General features: G+C 40.1%; 17 protein-coding genes. 6 read left to right on the top strand and 11 right to left on the bottom strand.

Annotated elements, in window-relative coordinates; genetic code table 11:
• Window positions 1-5: 5 nt before the first annotated feature.
• From FH971_RS02535 to FH971_RS02500, 8 genes are all read right to left on the bottom strand, one after another.
• The gene (locus FH971_RS02535; protein ID WP_140233230.1) at window positions 6-980 is read right to left on the bottom strand and encodes a DUF7281 domain-containing protein; all 975 of its coding nucleotides are present in this window, start codon (window positions 978-980) and stop codon (window positions 6-8) included.
• Window positions 968-2,188, bottom strand: coding sequence for a phosphoenolpyruvate carboxylase (locus FH971_RS02530; protein ID WP_140233229.1), 1,221 nt, complete (start codon window positions 2,186-2,188; stop codon window positions 968-970). The genes FH971_RS02535 and FH971_RS02530 overlap by 13 nt, the downstream gene beginning before the upstream one ends.
• Complete coding sequence (locus FH971_RS02525) at window positions 2,185-2,838, bottom strand: condensin complex protein MksE (protein ID WP_140233228.1); 654 nt, start codon at window positions 2,836-2,838, stop codon at window positions 2,185-2,187. The genes FH971_RS02530 and FH971_RS02525 overlap by 4 nt, the downstream gene beginning before the upstream one ends.
• A complete protein-coding gene (locus FH971_RS02520; protein WP_140233227.1) occupies window positions 2,838-6,536 on the bottom strand; it encodes an ATP-binding protein in 3,699 nt (1,232 codons plus the stop codon). Before FH971_RS02520 ends, FH971_RS02525 begins: the two co-directional genes overlap by 1 nt.
• A gap of 319 nt (window positions 6,537-6,855) precedes the next feature.
• The gene (locus FH971_RS02515) at window positions 6,856-8,475 is read right to left on the bottom strand and encodes a methyl-accepting chemotaxis protein (RefSeq protein WP_140233226.1); all 1,620 of its coding nucleotides are present in this window, start codon (window positions 8,473-8,475) and stop codon (window positions 6,856-6,858) included.
• Window positions 8,476-9,207: 732 nt separating this feature from the next.
• A complete protein-coding gene (gene ahpF / locus FH971_RS02510) occupies window positions 9,208-10,773 on the bottom strand; it encodes an alkyl hydroperoxide reductase subunit F (protein WP_140233225.1) in 1,566 nt (521 codons plus the stop codon).
• A gap of 111 nt (window positions 10,774-10,884) precedes the next feature.
• Complete coding sequence (gene ahpC / locus FH971_RS02505) at window positions 10,885-11,454, bottom strand: alkyl hydroperoxide reductase subunit C (protein WP_140233224.1); 570 nt, start codon at window positions 11,452-11,454, stop codon at window positions 10,885-10,887.
• Window positions 11,455-11,695: 241 nt separating this feature from the next.
• Window positions 11,696-12,439, bottom strand: a complete 744-nt coding sequence (locus FH971_RS02500) for a spermidine synthase (RefSeq protein WP_140233223.1) — start codon at window positions 12,437-12,439, stop codon at window positions 11,696-11,698.
• A 150-nt stretch (window positions 12,440-12,589) separates the two neighbouring features.
• Here FH971_RS02500 and FH971_RS02495 point away from each other — a divergent pair, with 150 nt between their 5' ends.
• Entirely contained in the window at window positions 12,590-13,132 is a 543-nt protein-coding gene (locus tag FH971_RS02495) for a mechanosensitive ion channel domain-containing protein (protein ID WP_140233222.1), read from the top strand.
• 107 nt (window positions 13,133-13,239) lie between these two features.
• On the opposite strand, the gene FH971_RS02490 is transcribed toward FH971_RS02495, so the two are convergent.
• Together FH971_RS02490 and FH971_RS02485 are read right to left on the bottom strand one after the other, a co-directional pair.
• Window positions 13,240-13,977, bottom strand: a complete 738-nt coding sequence (locus FH971_RS02490; RefSeq protein WP_140233221.1) for a dienelactone hydrolase family protein — start codon at window positions 13,975-13,977, stop codon at window positions 13,240-13,242.
• 97 nt (window positions 13,978-14,074) lie between these two features.
• The gene (locus FH971_RS02485; protein ID WP_140233220.1) at window positions 14,075-15,064 is read right to left on the bottom strand and encodes a 2-hydroxyacid dehydrogenase; all 990 of its coding nucleotides are present in this window, start codon (window positions 15,062-15,064) and stop codon (window positions 14,075-14,077) included.
• 553 nt (window positions 15,065-15,617) lie between these two features.
• Between FH971_RS02485 and FH971_RS02480 the strand changes: the two genes are divergently transcribed.
• From FH971_RS02480 to FH971_RS02460, 5 genes are all read left to right on the top strand, one after another.
• Window positions 15,618-16,037 carry a hypothetical protein gene (locus FH971_RS02480; RefSeq protein ID WP_137223206.1) on the top strand — a complete coding sequence of 140 codons (420 nt, stop codon included), beginning with the start codon at window positions 15,618-15,620 and terminating at the stop codon, window positions 16,035-16,037.
• A gap of 32 nt (window positions 16,038-16,069) precedes the next feature.
• The gene (locus FH971_RS02475) at window positions 16,070-16,360 is read left to right on the top strand and encodes a hypothetical protein (protein ID WP_137223208.1); all 291 of its coding nucleotides are present in this window, start codon (window positions 16,070-16,072) and stop codon (window positions 16,358-16,360) included.
• A 73-nt stretch (window positions 16,361-16,433) separates the two neighbouring features.
• Window positions 16,434-17,111: a bifunctional tRNA pseudouridine(32) synthase/23S rRNA pseudouridine(746) synthase RluA gene (gene rluA, locus FH971_RS02470; RefSeq protein WP_137223210.1), complete on the top strand. Its 678-nt coding sequence runs from the start codon at window positions 16,434-16,436 to the stop codon at window positions 17,109-17,111.
• 102 nt (window positions 17,112-17,213) lie between these two features.
• Window positions 17,214-17,675, top strand: a complete 462-nt coding sequence (asnC, locus tag FH971_RS02465) for a transcriptional regulator AsnC (RefSeq protein ID WP_137223212.1) — start codon at window positions 17,214-17,216, stop codon at window positions 17,673-17,675.
• A gap of 291 nt (window positions 17,676-17,966) precedes the next feature.
• Window positions 17,967-21,851: a rhombosortase-dependent M36 family metallopeptidase gene (locus FH971_RS02460; RefSeq protein WP_140233219.1), complete on the top strand. Its 3,885-nt coding sequence runs from the start codon at window positions 17,967-17,969 to the stop codon at window positions 21,849-21,851.
• Window positions 21,852-21,930: 79 nt separating this feature from the next.
• On the opposite strand, the gene FH971_RS02455 is transcribed toward FH971_RS02460, so the two are convergent.
• Window positions 21,931-22,467, bottom strand: coding sequence for a hypothetical protein (locus FH971_RS02455; protein WP_140233218.1), 537 nt, complete (start codon window positions 22,465-22,467; stop codon window positions 21,931-21,933).
• Window positions 22,468-23,147 lie beyond the last annotated feature (680 nt).

The following is a 23,147-nucleotide window of genomic DNA, read 5'->3' as shown; positions in this document are numbered from 1 at the left end:
AAGAACTACTGGCGAATATTTAACAAACTGAGTGGTAAAGAGTTAGCCAACATATGCTGCTGCTTAATACTGACATTATTACGCCCAAGCCAGTGAACTAACGTTAACCATTGCGGACAATATATTGTAGATGACGAGCTCGATTGCTGACTCGCAGACAATGTCGATGCAGACTGAAACAATAATCGATTAAGATAAGCCCATTGCTTGTGTTGTTTATGAAAGTCAGCCGTTGAATTTATTTGCGTTATCGCTAATAACTTTTCAGGCGATTCCAGTGCCAACGTCGGCACAAGCATGCTGTGGCAAGACTCAAGCGTATTGGCAATCATCAGCCCAGCGGGATCAAGGTCAGTAAAACCAATGATATTTATCGCAGATGAGCTAAGTTGGTGTAGAAAACGCTTTCGACCTGCGGGTGAATGATCATGACTACCGCGGTACAACACCACACAATTATTGATAATGGCCTGCAAATCGGTTGCAAATACATAATCAAAAAAGTTATCAAAACTGTCGAGGTTTTCGACCACGACGAGATTAGCGACATTGAGTTGCTGACAAAGCGCAAGCGCATTGTCGACCTTTAACCGTAATGAACAGTGATGCACCGAGACTAAATCGGCCACTAAGCCAGTCACTAGGCTTTGAGATACGCTAGGCACCAATTTAATTAATACATAATCAGCTTCTGGGCTGATATTCGCATATTTCTCATTGGCGCTGAGCTGCGACATTTGTTGGCGAGACACATCAAAGTCGAGTGCCAGAATATCCAAGCCCGAATCAACTTGAGCCATATTACGCAGTAAAACATAATCGTTACTGGTTAAATAAAGGTATTTCTCCGCGCCATCCGGCTCACCGATATCCCATAAACGATACAATTTTTTCCAACTGGCATTAAAAGATACTCGCGGCAAACGTTGTTCTGCCGCACGAGCGATAACCTGTAACTGGCTTTTGGTTAAGCTAGCCATAACTCAACATCATGAATAATAAAGTTACCGTTATAGACAGGATCAGGTTTACCAATCGGTTCTAGCTCAAAGTAATTTTTATGCTCATCAGCTAACCCTTCATAGCCACCAATCACCTGATAAAGCCAACTTTCAGCATCCCACTGCAGTTGTTTCTCAGTTAAATAACTCAGTGCCGATTGGCGTAAACCAGAATCAATCACTTCGCAGAAATATTCATCAACTGCTATTTTGAGTGGGTTTTCTGGGATATCAAAATCTTCAGTATCGCCCATTTCAAAGGTGACATTTTGATCACGAGTTACCACCGGTGTAGCATCACGACTAATAGCTTTCACCTGCGCGACTATGCTCATTAACGCTAACTCATGATGAGGATTACTCACATCAACATTTGCGGGTGCTAATAAGGCCTCTGCAGAGTTAAATAAACTCGGTACCACTTTATGACCAACATGATTTTCGGGTTGGTAATCAGGATGCATGTCAGTGTGTAATAACCAGCCTTTCAGTAATCGTGTGCGTCCTTGTATTTGTCTAAATCGGCCCAGTAATTCATATAACCGGCCCTGAACAATACTTAACTCTTGGGTGCACTGACTTAAGGTTTCTTGCAGACTGGTCATTAACAGTCGGCGCAATTCACGAATGTCTCCCGCAATTTCACCAAGCTCACTAAATTGGAACATCTCTAAACCGTTGAGTAGATCCGATACTTGGCTTTGGGCTAATTCATTCTCGCGAATTTTGGCACTAATGGTTCCCACATAACCAAACTCGTTATTAATCCGGCTCCACAATACCCTAATCGAATAACGCAAACTGTCAGTAAAACTGTAGACATGCTCATTCAAGTCGGCCAAATAGGCTTCAGCGGCGCTGTAATCAACATTATGACGCGCTTCTTTGTAATGATCAGCAAGGGTTTTAATGGTGGCAAGGGATGAGCCTACATTCGAGTCGATTTGACGATTACGCTCATCACTTAACGCCTCTTCAAGTAACGCCCTTACTGAACGCTTTAAGCGCAATTCTTGATCAGGTTCTGGACGCCATAAAATGCCACTTTTTTTCAGTTTTTCGATTACGCCAGCATCATGGGTTGAGTCACTAATCGATCCAGCCAAATACGCATCCATGATGACATCAGCATGCCGCCCGAGTTGTTTGAGCAGTTTTACCCCAGCTTGGTGTAAGTTGCTGCTCATATCAGATCCCTTTGAGTCGCCGTTTCTGCCTGTGCCTCAAGGCTTAAGCCTTCAGTTTCATCAATAAAACGGATCACTTCATATAAATAATCAAGCTTACCGGTAGCAATATAAATCTGTTTTTCACTGTTAGGTTTGCTTAGGTAGCCCAGTTCAACCAAACGTTTAAAGACTAATTTAATTTGGCCGTCGACATTACTACTTGTTGAGCCAAATAAACGATATTGGCTCAACTTAGCCAATTGCTCTCTAAACGCTGGAGTGTCTTCAATACGCGCTTGTAAATCGGTTAAACGAATGGGTGCGCCTTCGCTTAATGGTGCATCTTGGCCGCTAGCTTCTTGTACCAGTACCAACCATTCCACCAGCGGAATAAGCGCCGAACAAATGTCTTTAAACTGCGATGAAATCACTTTGCGCTCTGCATCACCCAATTGTAAGTAACCACAAAAAAACACTTCACCTTCACCGGCGCTGGCCAATGTGCGGTTAATTTGATTTAAGTAGCTTTCTACTCGGTCACGAGTGCTGTTATTTTTCAGCGCGCGCCAGCCATCTTCATTGGTGACTCGGCAAATAAACTCACCGCGAAGCAATTGCTCTATTAACGCACTGGTACCCACTAAGGTTGTTTCATTTTCGCCTGACATTAGATGTGCTCCTTAGTCGTCTCTGCATTCGCTATTTTTGCGTTACGTTGCGATAAACGTGCCGCTAATGGATTGGCTTGGGGCTTCACAACTTGCAGCTTTTTAGTTTGTTTATTAATAATGTAACGGTTAGCAAACAGGTTGAGCACTTCTGATTCAGGGTTAGGGAAAGCACCTAATACGCTAATGTTATTATTTTCACAGGCGTCAAAAATCTTCTTCACATTGGTGTGATGCAATGTTCCCAACTCATCGATTGGCCAATGAATAGTCACGTCTGCCTTACCGCGTAATAAGCGAGTAAATGCTAATAAGAATTTACATAAAATCAAATACGCCATTCCGTGACTAGATGACTCGTTTAGCTGACGGTCAGTACGAATAATTAAGTCACTATTACCTTCTTTTAGCCGTAGCTCAATTTCGAGCAATTTAGCAATGCCACCGGTTAACGCTGCACGACCAATAATGTCTAAGGCGCGGCGCATTGAATTGGTGTAATGCTCGTCAGGGAGTTGACTAAAGCCGTCGGCTTTCCAAGCTTTAAAGGCTTTTACAAATACTTCCAGCTCAGGCCAAAACTCAAGTTCACTAATGCGTGACCGAATACGTACTGCTGATTCAGACACGCCATCGAGGAATAACTCCTCACCTACTTCGCGAGTAATACGAGCACTTTGGCTGGCAATTCGGCGATCGATATCGGTTAACACGTCATAAAACGCGGTTAAATCAATACCAAAAATACGCCCTTGTTCGCGAATAGCCATTAACGATTGCGGCACCATGACATTCAGTAGTTGTTCAAGTTGTGGCACTAATTTGCGATAGTCGAGTAAGCGAATACCTTTGTCACTAACAAAGCTTGATTCATCACGGGCGCGCTCCCAAAACTCAGCTAAACTCGAGCCTGATTTACTGGCAATGACCGAATCAAAGTGCTCTACATATTGCTTAACGGAACCCATTAAATAGTCGCGTTTTAGCAATAGGTCTTCGCCTTGGCGCAGGCGCTCGCCTATACCACCAATGGCTTCGTCGTTATTAGGTGGTAATTTAAGCTCAGCGAGTTTGCGCATTACCGCGCGCAGTTTAGTGAGGTTTTCTGACGCCTCAACTTGAGCGGCATCACAGGCTTTACGATCGGTTTCTAACGTGGTGCGGCGCTGTTTAATGTCAGCTGTTTTGGCTTTTAATTGTTGCTCAAATTCTAATGCGGCACGCTTGACTTCAGCAAGTTGAGTTTGCAGTTTTGGCTTACGGGTTAACCAAGTATGTTGATACCAATCATCAAAACGTAATACATCACTACGACGTTGTTCTGCTTGGCTAATTTTGGCTTCAAGATCGCGTATTTGCTTTTTAAGTGCCAAAATAGTGCCTTCATCGACACCGCGAGATTTAAGTTCGTTTTTATACCAAGTTTCACAGGCTTTTTGTTCGGTTTTAGCCGTCAATCGGCGCTGCTCTATATTGGCTTTAATTTGGCCTAATTGGTTATCAATGGCGCCAACCACTTCTTGCCAGTAAGCGTTTTTGTCCATGCGTGCTTCAAGTGCTTGCTCTTTTTGTTCTACAAGCCATTCAAGATGCTGGTTATGAAGCTGTTTTAGTTCGTTATCGAGCTGTACTAATCGTTTGCCTGATTCGGTTTTGCGATCGGCTACGGCTTGGTTGATCTTTTGTTGTTCGCTGCGTTTTTCATCAAACAGGCGACGTAAATCTTCACGGCTGTTTTTATAGGCTGTGCGCGCAAATGTCAGCTCACGGGTAATCACATCAAGGGCGTTATTCATTGCCACCAGTTGATCTTCGGCTTCAGCATGCATTTCTTGGGCGCTTTTCAATGCCTCTTCCGCTTTAGCAAAACGAATACGCAAGTCTTGCTCTGTTGCAGCATATTCCGGCACATCAATGGCATTTAAATCTAGATTCACCCCAAACAAAGCTTCGCTACTGTCTTTAGCCAAACTTGGGTGTAAATCACTGCGGTGTAATAGCTCAGGAGCGATGACCTTACCAAATGACTGTTCCCAGCCTTGTGCTTCTTTACGTAAAAACTCCAACAGTGTATGCGACTGCGGAAACAGCATATGATGCAGTTCTTCTTTGGTGTTTTCACGCTCGTTAATACGAATACTGGCAATGCGCAGTGCTTCATTAGCTTGGTCGCGTTTGGCTCGTTGTTTACGCTCTTCTGTGGTTAAGCGTTCCACTTTTTGGTTGCAGGTTTCTTGCTCTTCGTCGGCTAAGCTGATGCGCTCATCGAAAATGGCCAAACGCATTTTTTCATCTTCGGTGTAAGTCACACCGTCAACTTGATGCTTAAGCTCGGCAGCCGTTAACTTAAGTTGATATTCTTGCTCGCTGAACTTGGCTTTACCTGCGTCGGTTTGATCGCGCCATTGTTGCTCAAGTTTAGCCAGATCGTCGTTAGCTAACTCGCGCTGCTTGTCACGGGCTTCTCGTTGAGTGTCCTGTTCAGCATGTAATGTTTCGAGTTCGCGATGTAACTGTTCGGCAATTTTATTACGTCGGGCATTAAAAGCAGACTCAATATCTTGATGCTTTTCGGTTTGTAGCTTGTGACGCTCGTTAAGGTTTTCAACGTCGCTACGCCAATTGGGTAAATTGTCTAAATCCGCTTTAGCTTGTTCAATATCGGCATCTAAAAAAGCCGCATGTTGGTCTTCAATCGCATCAAGTTCATACTCAAACTTGCCTACATCACCTTTGGCGGCAGATAACTCTTGGTTTAATTCATCACGAATGTCTTTCCATTCATCATCAAGCAAGCGCAATTTAAGATTGAGCTCTTTGCCTAGCGTTTGATTGCGATCTTGACGTTCGGCTTCGAGGGTTTCATCGTCTCGGTAGCCACGGGACAAACTGGCTAAACGTAATTCTGCACTTAATAATTGATTAAACTCTTGTTCAAGCTTGTCATACTCGGGGCGTATTTGCTCAAAGCCTTGTACTAATTGGCTCTCACGTATCCAAGTTTCAACCCGCTGTGGGTTCAGTCTAGACGTTGGCGGGTTAACCCCATCCTCTTCTAAAATGGCCGCGATCATTGATTTGATCGTTTCCATTTTGCCTTCTTTAGAATGTACCGCTTTTGCCAACTTTTCAATATGACGCAGGGAGTGTTCACCGTCGCATAATGAGAATTGTCGTGCGTATGTCCGTAGCTCATTACGATTGCTACCTGTGTTTAATAAGCTGCGATCGTTTTGAATGATCGCACGAAATTCACGGGTATTAATTAAATTGGTATGAGCAATACCATCACGTTTTACTTCGCGGCCTAATTCGGCCATCGAATGGCAAATAATCGTGTCGCCATTACGCGATTTAATATAATGCTCTAGTTCAAAACCTCGGGCGATAAAACGGTAATTAACCCCTTTACCGTCACCTGCTGACGCTAGCACTGCTTGATAAAGCAAACCATCGTCTTTTTGATACTCATAAATAATGTAGCTGGAGTCATGGGGTAAATACCAACGTTCGAAACTGTCACGTGTTGACGGCACTACGCGGCTAGGATACTCGCCATAAAAAACGGGCACCAATCGTTGTAACGTTGTTTTACCAGACGCATTGGTACCACAAATATTGGTGTGACCCTTTAATAACAGTTCGACCACACCCGGTAGGTGGGTATTAATTAACACGATTCTAATCAAGCTTGGCATGATAATCCTTTTCCAAACAGCTCACATAACAGTGACAAAGAAGCAAAATACAGATGAAAAAATAACATTTATTTATTCAATTTAAATAAAGTAAAACAAACACAGCTTAGAGGCAATTTTCACCCACAAAAATTGGCTTTATAATACGCTAAATAATTCAAAAATGGCGTCTAACAATGCAGCCAATATCTCTAAACTGTTTAAATGCAATAAATATAACCAAGTGACACAACTAAATAGAAGATTTTAGACTAGAACATAAACAAAAAAGCAGAGATTTCTCTCTGCTTTTAATTATCGTGCGGAATTAGGGACAATATTATAATTTAAATTGTGAAGTAGCATGGCTAAGCTCATTAGCAAAACCATCTAGTCCTTCTGATATATCCTGTACTTCTGCAAGAATACTGAGCGTTTGCTCGAATGAAGCATTCATTTCGGCCACATTATTAGCAACACTAGCAGCAACCATAGATTGCTGCTCAGTAGCAGAAGCTATATGAGTATTCATGCTATTAATACTGACAATTTTTGACTGAATTGAACTTAATACCTCTCCGGTATCTTTTGCATAACGCTCATTTTCAGATGATTTAGTGATAGCAACATCCATGGTGCTGACTGATGATTCTGCCGCAACTTTCAGTTTGTCGAGTACACCACGAATTTCACTTGTGGCATCCGCTGTTTTAGACGCCAAAGCACGTACTTCATCAGCAACAACGGCGAATCCTCGCCCATGCTCACCCGCTCTAGCTGCTTCAATGGCGGCATTTAACGCCAATAAATTTGTTTGATCTGCAATAGAGGTAATCACATTCAAAATGGAGCCAACACTTTCGGTGTCTTTGGCTAACTCATGAATTGAGTTCGATGCCAGCTCAATACCTGAGTTAAGTTCTTGTGAAATTCTCACTGTACGTTGTACTACAGCCAAACCCTCAGTAGCTTCTCGCTCAGCAACTTGTGCAGCCTCTGCAGCTTGCTGAGCACTATGTGAAATATCATTTACCGAGTGGCGCATTTCTTCCATCGACATATGCACGGCTTTAGCATCGTGGCTTTGTTGCTTAGTGGCCTTCGTCGCTAACGTCATTCGTTCTTTTAACGATGATGCACTGTCTAATAGCGGACTGGTTACACTCACCACACGCTCAATCGAATCTGCAAGTAAACGTAAAAAACGGTTAAAATTACTCGAAACTTGTCCGAGTTCATCAGTACCAGCGACAGTAAGTTGGTGACGTAAGTTACCTTTACCGTCAGCTAATTCACCAAGCGAACTGGCTACATCACCAGCAGAACCACTAATGGCTTTGGCAATTGAAATGGTGACAATAGCCATTAATACAAGCAATGAAAGCCCAATGCTTAATGTCAGATATAAACTTTGTTCAGAGCGATCGCTAGCTTCTTTAATTGTCGAACTAAATTCATTTACTTTATCTGCTTTATAAGCCGTGATCCCTTTCGTTAATTGATCAAAAACTTTGGCTTTCTTCTGACTAATTTTCCCTACATCAGCCATATCAATAGTGCCATCTAACATCCCTTTAGCGAGCGATGCTGTCATGGTATTGTATTCATGGAGGCTCTTAGATAATAGCGATAAAGCTGAAGTTTCTAACTGATCGATAGCGAGTAAGTTGGTTAAATTATTATTCAGTGAAGAGAAAGTTTTATGAGCATTCTCGAGCAAATCTTCATCAGCAAAGGATACTGACTGAGTATATAGTTCATCTAAACGCTGCACATAAATAACGTTTTGATTTGCAAGTTCAACTCGTTGCGCCACTTGAGTTTCCATAAAAGACAAAGTGTTGCGGTTTTTGTTAATTGCAACTGTGCTGATTGCAAGATTCACCGCAAAAATAATGACTGACAAAACAAAAATCAATCCTACTTTTTTAAAGATTGACATGTTACTAAACCAATTCATAGTGCGCTCCCAAGCGGTAATTCAATGAAAATAAAACAAATATAGAGCTTTTCAACCAGCTACTTAGATATTGCTATGGAGAACCCTGATGTCTAATCTCAATCCTTGAGGTTGTTATTGTGTTGCAACGGATACCGTTTAACATCAATCTTTAGCCAATTCACCATATTAAGTGTTATCAAAATACTATCTAACGAGACAAAGCTTATACATAAATGACTATCCATCATTTATGTATATAAAGGCTATCGACCTAAGTTGAATATACTTGAAATTTTTCTAATGTATTAGTTTCTTTATCAGTTATTGATAAACTGCTAATCCATGCGGTGAAAAGTTACTAGGGCTCGCTTATCTTTCAAGATGATTTTTGAGGTGCAGAGTGTGGGATTTCATGCAAGACAGAGCTTATGACATGCAGCGCGATCCTACATAAGATATTTATAACGAAATATAAATACGTCACAAGCGCTACCCAAAGAGTTCTGTTAAACGGTCTTTAATTTATTTTGTTGAATCGCTTTGTTGCAAATTAATAGCGTATTTAGAGGCTTCTTCTATAACGCTTTAGTCCATTTTATTATATAAAAAACCAAACTATTTATATCGAACGGATTTTAACCACGAAACAAAAGCTGGCCCTGATAAATATACAAAAAATAGCCGGCAAAATGCAGACTATTTTTATTCGGTGAGTTTACAAAAACTCTAATATAACGAGTCTTACAATTCTTACGCAGCTTTTACATCAGTCTCTTCTGAGTGTCTGATTAAGTAATCAAACGCCCCCAATGATGCCGTTGCACCGCTCCCCATAGCAATAATAATTTGCTTAAACGGAGTATTTGTTACATCACCAGCTGCAAATACGCCAGGGATAGAAGTTTGGCCTCGTTCATCGACAATGATTTCGCCGCGAGGAGTCATATCAACAACCCCTTTTAACCACTCGGTATTTGGTACTAAACCAATTTGCACAAAGATACCTGCTAACTCAACTTTATGATTGTCGCCTGTTGCACGATCGGTGTAAGTTAAGCTAGTAACACGTGTACCGTCACCTTGAACTTCTGTGGTCATAGCTTGAGTAATAATAGTGATATTACCCATTGATTTAGCTTTTCGCTGTAATACTTCGTCAGCACGTAACTTACTATCAAACTCAAGTACAGTAACGTGTTCAACAATGTTTGCAAGATCGATAGCGGCTTCAATACCTGAATTACCGCCGCCAATTACCGCTACGCGTTTGCCTTTAAATAGTGGCCCATCACAGTGCGGGCAATATGCTACGCCTTTACCGCGATACTCTTGCTCACCAGGGACGTTCATTTCTCTCCAACGTGCACCTGTGGCTAATACTATCGTTTTACTGCTTAATGTGGCTCCACTTTCCAAGGTCACATCAAACAGACCATTTTTAGCGAGACTCAGAGCGCGCTGGTTTTGCATAATGTCGACGTCATAATCGTTAACGTGGGCTTCTAAATTGGCCACCAATTTAGGGCCTTCGGTTTTAGACACTGAGATAAAGTTTTCAATACCGACAGTTTCAGCAACTTGACCGCCAAACTTATCGGCCACAATACCGGTATTTAAGCCCTTACGGGCAGAGTAAATTGCCGCTGCAGCGCCTGCTGGGCCACCACCAACCACTAACATATCAAAAACTGACTTTTGGTTTAATTGCTCGGCTTGTCTGCCCGCGGCATTTTTATCTAATTTATTCAGTACTTCAACAACGCTAATAGCACCTACAGAGAAGGCTTCGCCATTTAAAAATACTGATGGAACTGACATGATGTTGCGATCGCTCACTTCCTGTTGGAAAAGCGCACCGTCTATCATCACGTTAGTAATATTGGGGTTAATAGCTGCCATCATATTCAGTGCTTGGATAACTTCAGGACAGGTTTGGCAACTTAACGAAATATAAGTTTCAAAATGGAATTCACCAGGCAATTGACGGATTTGTTCAATGATATCCGCATCCAACTTAATCGGATGTCCGCCGCTGTGTAATAGCGCAAGCACTAGTGAGGTAAATTCATGGCCCATTGGCAATCCAGCAAAGGTAATGTTGGTTGCAGCTTGAGGGTTAATCACACTCATGCTTGGTGTACGCTGGTCTTGTTGATACGTAACTGACACTAAGTCTGATGAGTCAACAATGTCTTGGGCTAGGCTGGTTAGTTCTTTGCCTTTGTTTGAGTCATCTGCAGATACGACAAGTTCAACTGGGCGCTTGAGGTTTTGCAGATAGGTTTTCAGTTGATTTTTTACATTCGCATCTAACATAACAACTCCTAATAGGGAAAATGGTGAATAAGTGTGGGAAGTGTTAGTCGGTGCAGGGGGAGCACCGACCAACTGGAGATGATATTACTAACCTAAGGGTGAGCTTAGTGGTTAGATTTTACCGACTAGGTCAATTGAAGGAGCGAGAGTTTCTTCACCTGGTTGCCATTTAGCTGGACATACTTCACCATCGTGTGTGGCAACATATTGTGCAGCTTGAATTTTACGAACAAGTTCTGAAGCGCTACGGCCAATACCTAAGTCATGGATTTCAGCAACTTTAACTTCGCCTTCAGGGTTCATCACGAAAGTTCCACGAAGTGCTAAACCGTCTTCTTCAATCATCACACCGAAGTTACGAGTGATTGCGCCAGTTGGGTCACCAATCATTGGATAAGTGATTTTGCTGATAGTGTCTGAACTTGAATGCCAAGCTTTGTGTGTAAAATGCGTGTCAGTTGATACTGAGTACACTTCAACACCCATTGCTTGTAACTTTTCGTAATGATCAGCCATGTCGCCTAATTCAGTAGGACAAACAAAAGTGAAGTCTGCTGGGTAGAAAAAGACTACTGACCACTTACCTAATAAGTCTTGCTCGGTAACTTCAACGAATGCACCGTTGTGAAATGCAGTTGCTTTGAATGGCTTGATAGTGCTGTTGATGATAGATTGTGTCATGTCATGCTCCATTGAGATTAAGATTAACGTTTAACCCGAAACCAATATGGTGTCGGTGATGTTGAACAATGTGTTCGTCATCTGATGTGAATCATAATAGCGATGGAGTGACATTAAGTATAACGGATAAAAACTATCATCCTAATCGTTTTTTTATATTAACCTAATTGTTAATCGATTTAACCGAACGCCGGCCTTAAGCCTGCCTCATACATCGAGTAATCGGATTAACTCATTAAGGCTATTCCCAAGCACCAAACCGCGTTAATACACGGCTAATATTGGTATCTAGCTTTTGCGATAACGCTTGTAATGCTTGTTTATTGTTAGCCGCGCCAAAGCTATTAATGCCATTGGTGGCATAAACAACCCAGTTACCGCCTCCGGTTAAACAAGCATAAACATGAGTAAAGTGGCTATAAAGTGTGTCTCGAAGTTGTATATCGCGACTGTGTTCTTTCCAACAATTAAGCACTAAAAAACCATCAGCTTTAAGCAGTTGCTTTGCTTGACCAATAAATAATGTCGATAACTGCTGCTTGTCTACACCTTTGTTGCTGTATATATCGGCAAAAATCACATCGACTTTTTTGTGCTCTGCACGTTGTAAAAATTCATTGGCATCTTGATGAACTATGTTCAGCTTTTTACTCAAGGGTAATTGAAAGAACCGTTTGGCAACTTCTATTACGCGTTCACGTAATTCAACTGCGGTAATTTTAATCGCAGCATCAACATGCCGAAGTGAATGTACTAATGCTCCGCCACCTAAACCTAAAATAATCACACTTTTGGGTTGAGTAAATAACAATACCGCAAGCATGGCTTGAACATAAGTATGTTGTGGCACGTGCGGTTGTGCTTTATACATTTTGCTTTGCTCGTCGTTATCACCAAAGGACAATAGTCTAAAATCACCATCGTCGAGCACACAAAAATCACCAACACTATCACTGTCGACATGCAATACTTTATAATCGGACATACTTTACTCTACGGGGAGGCTTGGCTAATTAAGTTAACCAACAACAAAACCGTATTGTACCCCAAATGAAAGTATCAAGTCTGGGCGTAATTACACCAATTAGCGCTATCGACTCGATTATTTCTATTCATTATCTGGCAGGGAATTAACATGTTTTATCAGTTGCTGATGTGTGTTTTATATTTAGCGGTATTCTTATTTGCACAGCGCCAAGTCAAAAATTGGATAAAACTGCATGCGCAAAAAAAGCAAGTTAACGAGGTACGCAGTCGTTTAGTCACTCGGCTTATTTCTTACTTTATGTTTTTTGTTACGCTGTCGCTTATGGCTGTATCACTGGGGTTAGGTTACCAAGACGTCTCACTATTTGTATCATCTGCTTTTGCCGTATTAGGTGTGGCCTTGTTCGCCCAATGGTCAATTCTCAGTAATATTACTGCTGGAGTGTTGATCTTTTTTGTCTTCCCGTATCGCATTGGTGACCGAATTAGAATTGTCGAAAAAGACGAGGATATGTCTGGAGTGATTGTTGAAATCGCATTATTTCACATTTTAATTAAACGCGAGTCTGGTGACGTGATGACATACCCAAACAGCCTTTTATTACAAAAAGGCGTGGTCAAACTATCTAATGACCAACCGTTAAAGAAAAAGCCACTTGTAAGACGTGTAATACCTAAACGTAATAGCTAATGTAAAATAGCTAATATAAATAGCAAGCATAAGCCATTAAGTTAACGGGTTTTAGGCATAAAAAAGGCGCAACATGCGCCTTTGGAGATCCATCTTGGTTGTAAGAATCAATTAAGTACCCGATGAAAAAATGCCACCGCCTGTAAATACATTTGCAAGGCTAAAGCGGCATCGTAACGTTCACCTTCATCTCGCATAAACGCATGCTGAGCATTCACCTCAAGCCAAGTAAAGTTTGCATTGGCCTGTTCAAGCTTTTGGTAAATAAGTTGACGTCCTTCTTTGCTGACATGTGGGTCTTGTTTGCCAAATACCATCACTAATTCACTTTTCATATCATTAGTACAAGTAAGAGAGTCATTACCTACATCACAAGGTAAAGTATTTGAATGAATATCTGTGGGATATAAACAAAAAGCGCCACTAATGTCTGGATTAAGTGCCGCTCGATAAGCTAAATGCCCACCAATACATACACCCATTGCACCTAATTTATCACTGCAAAATGGCTGTGCACGAGCAAAATCAACTAACGCGCAAGTATCACTGTCATGATGCTCTAAAGGCTTAGCCCACTTGTCGGCATTTCCTTTATCTTTACCTGCATCATCATACGCCAACACGGTGCCGATAGGATTGAGTTCATGAAACACTTCTGGCACTAATACTACAAAGCCATGGCTTGCTAAAATAGCAGCTGAACGAGCTATTGGTGCGGTTTGCTGGAATATTTCTGAGTAAAAAATGATTGTTGCAAATTGACCTCTAATATCCGGACGATAAAGCGTGGTTCGCATTAAGCCTGTGGCCGTTTTAACATCGTGGATCTCAGTTGTTGTAATCATAATATTCCATTTATGTTTCACTAAATCTCAAACTTTTTAAGTTAGACCATAGTGTAGCGATTGTTTGTGCATAAGCACCCGTCTCAATATATATGATTTAAATTAGTTCATTTTTACAAGCTTGCCCAGTAGTCAATTGAGTTACATTAGTTAATGTGGTCAAGGCAATTGCGTTTAACGCTTCTTCCGTTAAAAAGGCTTGGTGACCAGTAAAAATTACATTGTGACAAGCTGACAAGCGACGGAAAACATCATCTTGAATAATTTCATTTGATTTATCTTCGAAAAATAACCCTTTTTCATTTTCATACACGTCTAAACCTAATGAACCAATTTGGCCGTCTTTCAACGCTTCCATGGCATCAAATGCATTTAATAATCCACCTCGACTGGTATTAATTACCATCACGCCAGGCTTCATTTTATGAAAGCTGATTTGATTGAGTAAATGTTGGTTATCTTTGGTTTGCGGGCAATGTAAGCTAATGATGTCGCATTGAGGATACATAGTCTCCAATGAAACATATTCAATGCCAAGATCAATAACCGCTTTGTTTGGATAAGGATCATACGCGAGCACTTTACAGCCAAAACCTAATAGAATTTTAATGGTTGCCAAGCCAATTTTACCTGTACCTATCACCCCCACTGTTTTACCAAACATGTTAAAGCCAACTAACCCTGTTAATGAAAAATTGGCGTCACGAGTACGTTGATACGCTTTATGAATTTTACGATTAAGCGTTAACATTAAAGCCACGGTATGTTCAGCAACTGATTCTGGCGAGTAAGCGGGCACATTCACCACTTTTAACCCTAACCGTTTTGCGGCAACTAAGTCGACATTATTAAAACCAGCACAACGCATGGCAATAATTTTTGTCCCGCCTTTTGCGAGCTCGACTAACACCTCTTCACATAAGGAGTCATTTACGAATGCACAGACAATTTCATAACCTTCGGCTAGTTTTACGTTTTGCATGCAAAGGCGATAATCAAAGTATTCAATACCAGCATTAAAGCTTTCATTCATACGATTAAAGTGACGGATGTCATAAGGCTTTGCGCTAAAAAATCCAATTTTCATAAGTATCCAAATTTGTTAATAACGGATTGATGAGCAAATCATCATGATCAGCCCGTATATAGATTAATTGTATGTGAATTAACAGATATTGTCGCCAATATCACCTTGGATGAAGATGAAATTTCGATCTAATTTGATTCTGATCAATACCTATTTAGATAGATTACTTGGATGATAAAAAATAAGCCTTTTGACTAAAATACATCACTATAAAGAACTCAAATCATCTTAAATATTGAGCTTAAATGACATTTTTATAGTGACATGTACTATCTTTGTGATAAAACCCAATATTGCCAAAGCAAACACAAATTTGGCTGGTGTGTTGATTAGCAGATTATCACCTCTCGTGGCTAAAAAAATAAAGCAACCCTAAAGAATAAACGATAAGCAAAACTCTTCAATAAAGATCTTTGATATCATATAGCGTGAACATTACTCAATGCCTAATCAATATTGTCGAAGGTATAAATAAAGAAAAACTGTTGTACACATCACTGTTTGCACACACTAAAATTGTTAATTTAATGTAATTCCATCGACGAGTAAAAGTATGAATAATCAAAAGCAATCATCGGTATCAACCCGTCGATTTTGGATTGAACGACTAAGCAAAACCTCACTTAGAGCATTACATATTATCGGTGTTGTCGGCAGTGGTGGTGGTATTATCTTTAACCTAGACATGTCTATTTGGTTAAATTATTGGATTATAGCAATATGTTCAGGGGTGCTATTGATGAGTTGGGAGATAGTGCGAGACTGGCGCTGGCTTATCCAACTAAAGGGCGTACTCACTCTATTAAAAGTCATATTATTAGGTTCATTTATTCAAATAAGTGAATATAACTCTGAATTAGTCATCTTTATTATTTTATTATCTGTTATGGTGTCCCACGGACCGGCTGGATTACGCCATTACTCTGTAGTACATCGTAAAGTGATTCAAAGCCGAAAAGAAGTAAAAGGCTAACATGCCTTAGTAGATGATTTTAAGGATATTGGATGTTCCCTTACCCAGAACAATATCGCGTTGCATTACCCCCTATAACCACTGGATTTATGGTTATTTGGGCCATTCTAAGTCACGCTATATTTGTAGACGCAAGTCCTTTTGCTTTATACCCGTTACTTTGCTTATTCCCTGCCGCCATAGGGGTACATTTATATTTAATTTTAATCGCTAAAGGTATGAGTCGCCTTGACCAATGCTTTTATGCATTGGTCCATATTCCTCTCGCGTTTGTGGTGTGGACATTCACCATAATGCACGTCAACGGCCACGCTTTCTCTTAAGAGCATATACCAACACTTGCACATCGTTATCCCTAGCGGTATCGTTGCCGCAAATTGACACACGAAAGTAACCATGGCTGATTTTATTTACAACCCACCGACCACTCCTTGGCTTGATATTTTGTATCAAGACAAAGATATTATTGTACTCAATAAGCCATCAGGATTACTGTCGGTCCCTGGAAGGGAAGCCATTTACCATGACAGTATCTATTCTCGAGTATTAGCTCAGCACCCTAATGCACAAATAGTGCATCGTTTAGACATGGCGACATCAGGGGTTATTGTGGTCGCGTTAAGGCGCAATGCTGAGCGGGAATTAAAACGCCAATTTCGTGAGCGTGAAACCGCTAAAACCTATTTTGCTCGCGTAGCAGGTCATATGAAATCAACCGTATCAAAAGTCGATTTACCCCTGATTTGCGATTGGCCAAATAGACCTAAACAAAAAGTCGACCATACTGTAGGCAAACCTTCGGTGACATTAATTGAAGTGGTTAGTTATGGTTCTAAATCAACGCTAGTTAAACTCACTCCAATTACTGGACGTTCACATCAGCTCCGAGTCCACATGATGGCGTTAGGGCACCCTATCCTTGGTGATGGATTTTATGCTGACCCTTTAGCAAAAAGTTTATCACCGCGATTGTTATTACATGCAGCGGCATTATCGATAACGCACCCATACTCACAACAAGCAATGCACTTTGAATCTCCAGCCACATTTATGACCCCAATAATCGGACAGTAATGAAAAATTAAACATTGTTAATAGCCATGCTAATTTTAGTAGCTATTATGCAATGAAAGTCGTAGATTTATGGTCAATTACTGGTTTGGTAGGTTTAATATTGTGGATAGCTCATTTCAACGCGATGATTTAGATAATCAAATTCTTACTGCACTGATGCAAGACGCCAGAACACCTTTTGCCGAATTAGCTAAACGCTTTAGTGTGAGTGCTGGCACTATTCACGTTCGCGTTGAAAAAATGAAACAAGCCGGCATTATTACTGGCGCGCAGATCACTGTGAATCCAAAAGCACTCGGTTATGATGTTTGCTGTTTTATCGGCATTAATTTAAAAAGTGCAGGCGATTATCCAGCTGCTATTGCCAAGTTAAATGAATTAGAAGAAGTAGTGGAAGCGTATTACACCACTGGCAATTACTCAGTATTTGTAAAGGTAATGTGCCAATCTATCGATGGATTGCAGCATGTGTTGATTAACCGTATCCAATCTATTGATGAAATCCAGTCCACTGAAACACTTATTAGCCTACAAAATCCCATCGTAAGATCGGTAAAACCCTAAGCTATGGAGGGCTAAATAGCCCTCTAATTCAGTATCCGCTTAAGAATTATAAACGCCCACCACTATCTCTTACGACATAAGTCACAAACCCGCACATACTTATTAACAATTAATTGCAATTATTTTAAATTTTAGTGTTACTTTTGTTAACTACCTGTGCTAAAAATGTTTGTGACGCACCGTAGAGTGCAACATAAAAGCAAAAAACAATTCAAACACCATCACTCAACATTCATCGCATAAGCGATGCCCCTACATTATTGGGTGGTTTTTAAAAACAAGGAAGAAGTTGTGAAGACAAAAATAGCTCTAGCCATTTCGGCTGCATTACTAACTAGCAATGCATATGCCCAAAACAATAACACTATCAATCAGGTTTCTATTCAACCAACAAGTGCAAAAAACCAAGTTAATCAAATGAGCTCTATCAGCGGTCTACAAGACCAACAAGATAGCGTTACGGGTAAAACTACGTTTCAATGGGCTAAGCATGATCGAATTACACCAGATGTAGGACCTTTAGAAGCTAAATACAAACTCAGTTTTGCTGCTGACTTTTATTTAAATCAAGTTGCCGGCATTTCTACTAACAAAAATACTAATCTAAAGCCTGTACTCGCTAGCGTACACGAAAACCGCTCTGGTACATTCATTGCGAAATATCAACAAGAATATCAAGGTGTTGAAGTATTTAACCAATCCATGAATATTTTAATGGATAGAGATTACAATTTAGTAGCCTCTTCAGGTCGATTCGCTTCGGCCAATAGTAATCAACTTATCAGTGAAAATTTTGGATCTGCATCTAGTGCCGTAAAGTCGGCATTTTCTGCGATGGGTGGTAACGACCTTTCAGTATTAGAAAATGACACCAATTCTAAATACACCAACTTTACCGTTACAAATACTGATGACAAAAAATTCGTCAAAGGAACGCCGCGAACTAAAAAAGTCTTCTTTGAGCATAAAGGTAAATTAGTTCCATCATATTATGTTGAACTTGAAGTAGCTGATGCTGAAACGGTTGATTCTGAATATTACAGCTTCGTCATTAACAGCGAAACAAACGAAGTACTATTTAAAAACAATTTAACCGCGCAAGACTCTGCCTTTAATTATCGAGTTTATGCCGATGAGACTGGTGTCCCTTGGGATGGTCCTTTAGGTAATGTTGTTCCGGCAACAAGTAAAGATCAAGTTGATACAACTACTTATCTAGATGCACCAATGGTTACAATCAGCTCTGGTCCTATCAGTACAGAAGATCCATGGCTCGCTGAAGATGCGATGACAACATCGGGAAATAACGTCTTTGCTTATGTGGATGCTATCGCACCGGATGGATTTACGAATGGCGACTACACAGCTGAAACCACTGCCGCAATGACTTTTGATTACAAGTACAACACTAACGAACTTGAAAGCTCTGTCAATAATCGCAAAGCAGCAATTGTAAACTTGTTTTACATCAACAACTACTTACATGATGTATTTTACGATCACGGATTTGATGAAGCATCAGGTAATGCACAAGCGCTTAACTACGATCGCGGTGGGGAAGAAGGTGATGCAATAAAAGCAGAAGTTCAAGATAACTCAGGCTTTAACAATGCCAACATGAGCACTCCTGCAGATGGTAGTTCTCCTCGTATGCAAATGTATTTGTGGGATAGTAAAGATGCTGTCAACGGCGAAGACTATGGTGTAACTATTACATCTGATGCGAGTATCGGTTTATTAGACTCAACACAACGTGCAAGCTTTGGGCAAGGTCAGTTTGATGTTGCTGGTGATGTTGTTCGCTTAATAGATGATACAGCACCATTAAATGATGGTTGTACTGCTGCAACAAATCCTGCTGACTTAGCGGGCAAGATTGTTATTATTGACCGCGGAGTGTGTGCATTTACAGACAAAGCACTTGCAGCACAAGATGCGGGTGCAATTGCTGTACTGATAGCTAATAACTCAGGTACAACTGAGCCTGCTCCTATGGGGGGTACTGATGAGGATGTGAAAATCCCAAGTATGGGATTATCAAAAGATGACGGTGACAAGATTTATGCTCAATTAGACGCAGATGTAGCAGTATCTATCTCTATGTTTAACAACAAGCCATACAAAGCAAGCTCTTGGGATAACGCCATTGTTGCTCATGAATGGGGACATTATATTAGTAATCGTTTAATCGGCAATGGTTCAGGTCTTAGCAACCAACAAGGCCGATCAATGGGCGAAGGTTGGGGCGATTTCCACGCATTATTGTTAATATCTGAAGCAGATGACGCAATGATTGCTGGTAATGAGATGTTCCAAAAACCCTATGCAGCAATTACCTACGTAGCGTCATTCTATGAAGGCATTCGTAACTATCCATATAGTACTGATATGGAAATTAACCCTTTAACATTTGCCAATGTAGAGCTAGGTAATGGCACTAGTGAAGATCAATATGGTGCTGCAGAGGTGCATGATGCAGGTGAGCCTTGGGCCGCAATGCTTTGGGATAGCTATGTTGGCTTAATTAATGATGAGCGCCACACGTTTGAAGAAGCGCGTAGCCTAATGATGGATTATTTAGTTGCTGGCTATAAATTAACACCTAATGCACCAACTTATACAGAAGCTAGAGATGCACTTCTTGCGGCAGCATATGCTAATGATGTTGAAGATTATCAAATTATCTTAAACGCATTCGCTCGTCGAGGTATGGGACTTGGTGCAGTGTCACCAGAACGTTCTAGCACCAAACATGAAGGTGTTGTTGAATCATATGAAACTACACTGGCAACATTTGCTGTAACTAAGAGTGTACTTGATACTGATTACGAAGGTATGACCGTTGGGTATTGTTCTCGCGATGGTATCATCGATAAAGGTGAAACAGGTACTGTTAGTTTTACCGTGATGAACAAAGGCAGCGAAGCATTTGAATCAATTGAAGCTTTAGTCGAGGTCACCAGCGGACAAGATGTGACATTGGCAAATGACGGGAAGATTACATTTGAAGCTGTCAGCTTATATGCAGAAGCAACCAGCTCTCCTATTGAGTTCACACTAAATGAAGCTGCTATAGCAGATACTCTAGAATTTAAAATTTCATTCCCTGATTTAGCCGAAGACGTCCAAGCAAGTGAATATTCGTTCTCAACAGTTGTTAATATGGACTTTAATACCAAAGCCCCAGTCGGTAATAGTTCAACCAGCGATATGGAAGATCAGTCTGGTGCTAAAGACTTTGTGGAAACTATCTACTCAGGTGGTGATTTAGCTATAAACACAGGTAATTTAGAATCACAATATATCGATTATTTTGATGTAGGCAGTCAATATCTTCGTATTAACAACAATGGATTTGAATCTGATGTTGCTTACGAAACAAAAGCTGTCACTGTCGGTTATGCGGGTGATTTTGTCGTAAGCTGGTTCCAATATTTCGAAATCGAAGAAAATTGGGATGGTGGAGTTGTCGAAATCAGCGTTAACGGTGGCGATTGGGCCGATGTTACAGAGATGGGGGGAACCTTCGAAGGTGATGGTTACTCTGGCGAACTAGAAAATTTACTTCCTGGTCGTGAAGCATTTACAGGCTTTAGTCCATGGCCTGGTGGGATGGAAGCGGTAAACTTTGGCACTGCACTTAATGGTAATGAAGTACGCTTTAGATTCCGCATGGTAACTGATACTAATAGTAACGAGTTTGGGTGGATTGTAGATAATATTAAACTATCAAACATTGCTACTCCTGTATTTCACGAACAAGTCGCTGGTGATACTTTTGCATGTGACAACAGACTACCAAGCGTATCTATTGAAGCTAATGCAACCGAAGTTGAACAAGGTGACACGGTTAGTTTCTCTGCAACTGCCGTTGATGCAAATGCAACCGACACGCTAACCTATATGTGGTCTCAAACATCTGGAACAGCAGTAACGTTAGCAGGTGCAGAGAGTGCAACGGTAAGCTTCACAGCTCCAACCATTAGCACGTCTTCTGAAACATTAGAGTTCTCGTTAACAGTGAATGATGGTGTAGATGATGTGGTTACACCTATGTCAGTGCTAGTGAATGGCACACCAGCAGAAGTAGCACAACCAAAACCTGGTTCTGGTGGTTCAATGGGTTGGTTAGGATTACTATTATTACCAATAGCAGCGCTTCGTCGCCGTAAGTAATAATTAGTAAATTGAACATGAAAAAGCCACAGTAATCAATACTGTGGCTTTTTCTTTCTATACAGTTTCAAACGAAAAATTAATATGATTGAAGACTATTCTTAGGGCTGTAATCGAGCTCTAATTCAACGACACTATACTGAGAATCACCAGATAATTTTTTATACCAGTAATAAAGATCTTGGTCAGAAGATTTTATCGTTAATTTATAAGTGTCTTTAGCAATTTTATTAATATCAAAATCTTCCGCTAAGTTTTCGGGTTCTACAGATGAGATAACAACAATTGAACCTTTAACAATAGCAAAACTATTAATATTCATATCATAAACAGACTGATTCATTTTTAAGACTAAATCTTTCACTGTGAACTTATGATTATTTAATTGAATTGTATATTTAGATGAATTAATACCATTCATATTTTTTTCAGGTTTAGTTTTAATAAAATCATCACTATTATTAATCATATCATGAGATTTATTAGTATCATCAACAACTAAAGTTGCTAATACAGGTTTAGTTAATACTTTATCTGTATCAGCTGACTTTACAGTCTCATCTGCACTGCATCCGTTTAGTGTCATAAAAAAACTTAACATAATAATTTTTTTCATGTTACTCCTTTAAAAGTAAATAAATTAATTTCATATAAATCATAGTATTACACTACCAAATTTTCAACCAAACAAGGTTTGTTTACCAAGTGATAGTGGATTTAACAAAGACACAATTCCACCCTCCCCTAATTCAGTTCGAAAGTTGGACATTATAGGGCCTCATGTTATCCAGGACTCGATACCTGTTCTAGTCAGCGATATGTTCAACATTCACCAAATCACTCTATAATTAACTATGTGAATCGTTTTTATTATAACGAATAATGTTAAAAATATCCCCGTCAGCGTAATTATATTTTTAAAATATTCATGTTGATATGTAAAATATTAGTGAGGAATAAATACCTATTGAATTTAATAAAAGATTATTAATATGTAATTAAGGCTAAATTATAGCGTCAACACCAACGTGTTAACCAAACTTAGTTTCAATTAATTTATATACTACATAACATCATCAGAGCTAACTAAGTTCATTATTTATACCTATAAATTTGAAGTGCCAACTAATATGCAGGAACGACTCGAACTTTATCATTTTCCATACGTAACAGTTTAAACAACTACATATAAATAACTTAAATATTCGCCGAGTTACGATCAATAATAATTTTTTTGTGACCCCTAACGCTTCAACACTTCAACACTTCAACACTTCAACACTTCAGATAACATTA

It is taken from the genome of Shewanella polaris, assembly GCF_006385555.1.
Classification (GTDB): domain Bacteria; phylum Pseudomonadota; class Gammaproteobacteria; order Enterobacterales; family Shewanellaceae; genus Shewanella; species Shewanella polaris.
Note: the sequence above shows the minus strand (reverse complement) of the source record. Positions and strands in the feature narration are given on the sequence as shown.

Coding starts and splice junctions, on each gene's coding strand:
- FH971_RS02490 (WP_140233221.1), bottom strand. CDS start 13,977: ATGATTACAACAACTGAGATCCACGATGTTAAAACGGCCACAGGCTTA.
- ahpF (WP_140233225.1), bottom strand. CDS start 10,773: ATGTTAGATGCGAATGTAAAAAATCAACTGAAAACCTATCTGCAAAAC.
- FH971_RS02500 (WP_140233223.1), bottom strand. CDS start 12,439: ATGTCCGATTATAAAGTATTGCATGTCGACAGTGATAGTGTTGGTGAT.
- rluA (WP_137223210.1), top strand. CDS start 16,434: ATGGCTGATTTTATTTACAACCCACCGACCACTCCTTGGCTTGATATT.
- FH971_RS02525 (WP_140233228.1), bottom strand. CDS start 2,838: ATGTCAGGCGAAAATGAAACAACCTTAGTGGGTACCAGTGCGTTAATA.
- FH971_RS02520 (WP_140233227.1), bottom strand. CDS start 6,536: ATGCCAAGCTTGATTAGAATCGTGTTAATTAATACCCACCTACCGGGT.
- FH971_RS02480 (WP_137223206.1), top strand. CDS start 15,618: ATGAATAATCAAAAGCAATCATCGGTATCAACCCGTCGATTTTGGATT.
- ahpC (WP_140233224.1), bottom strand. CDS start 11,454: ATGACACAATCTATCATCAACAGCACTATCAAGCCATTCAAAGCAACT.
- FH971_RS02495 (WP_140233222.1), top strand. CDS start 12,590: ATGTTTTATCAGTTGCTGATGTGTGTTTTATATTTAGCGGTATTCTTA.
- FH971_RS02475 (WP_137223208.1), top strand. CDS start 16,070: ATGTTCCCTTACCCAGAACAATATCGCGTTGCATTACCCCCTATAACC.
- FH971_RS02535 (WP_140233230.1), bottom strand. CDS start 980: ATGGCTAGCTTAACCAAAAGCCAGTTACAGGTTATCGCTCGTGCGGCA.
- FH971_RS02515 (WP_140233226.1), bottom strand. CDS start 8,475: ATGAATTGGTTTAGTAACATGTCAATCTTTAAAAAAGTAGGATTGATT.
- FH971_RS02485 (WP_140233220.1), bottom strand. CDS start 15,064: ATGAAAATTGGATTTTTTAGCGCAAAGCCTTATGACATCCGTCACTTT.
- FH971_RS02455 (WP_140233218.1), bottom strand. CDS start 22,467: ATGAAAAAAATTATTATGTTAAGTTTTTTTATGACACTAAACGGATGC.
- FH971_RS02530 (WP_140233229.1), bottom strand. CDS start 2,188: ATGAGCAGCAACTTACACCAAGCTGGGGTAAAACTGCTCAAACAACTC.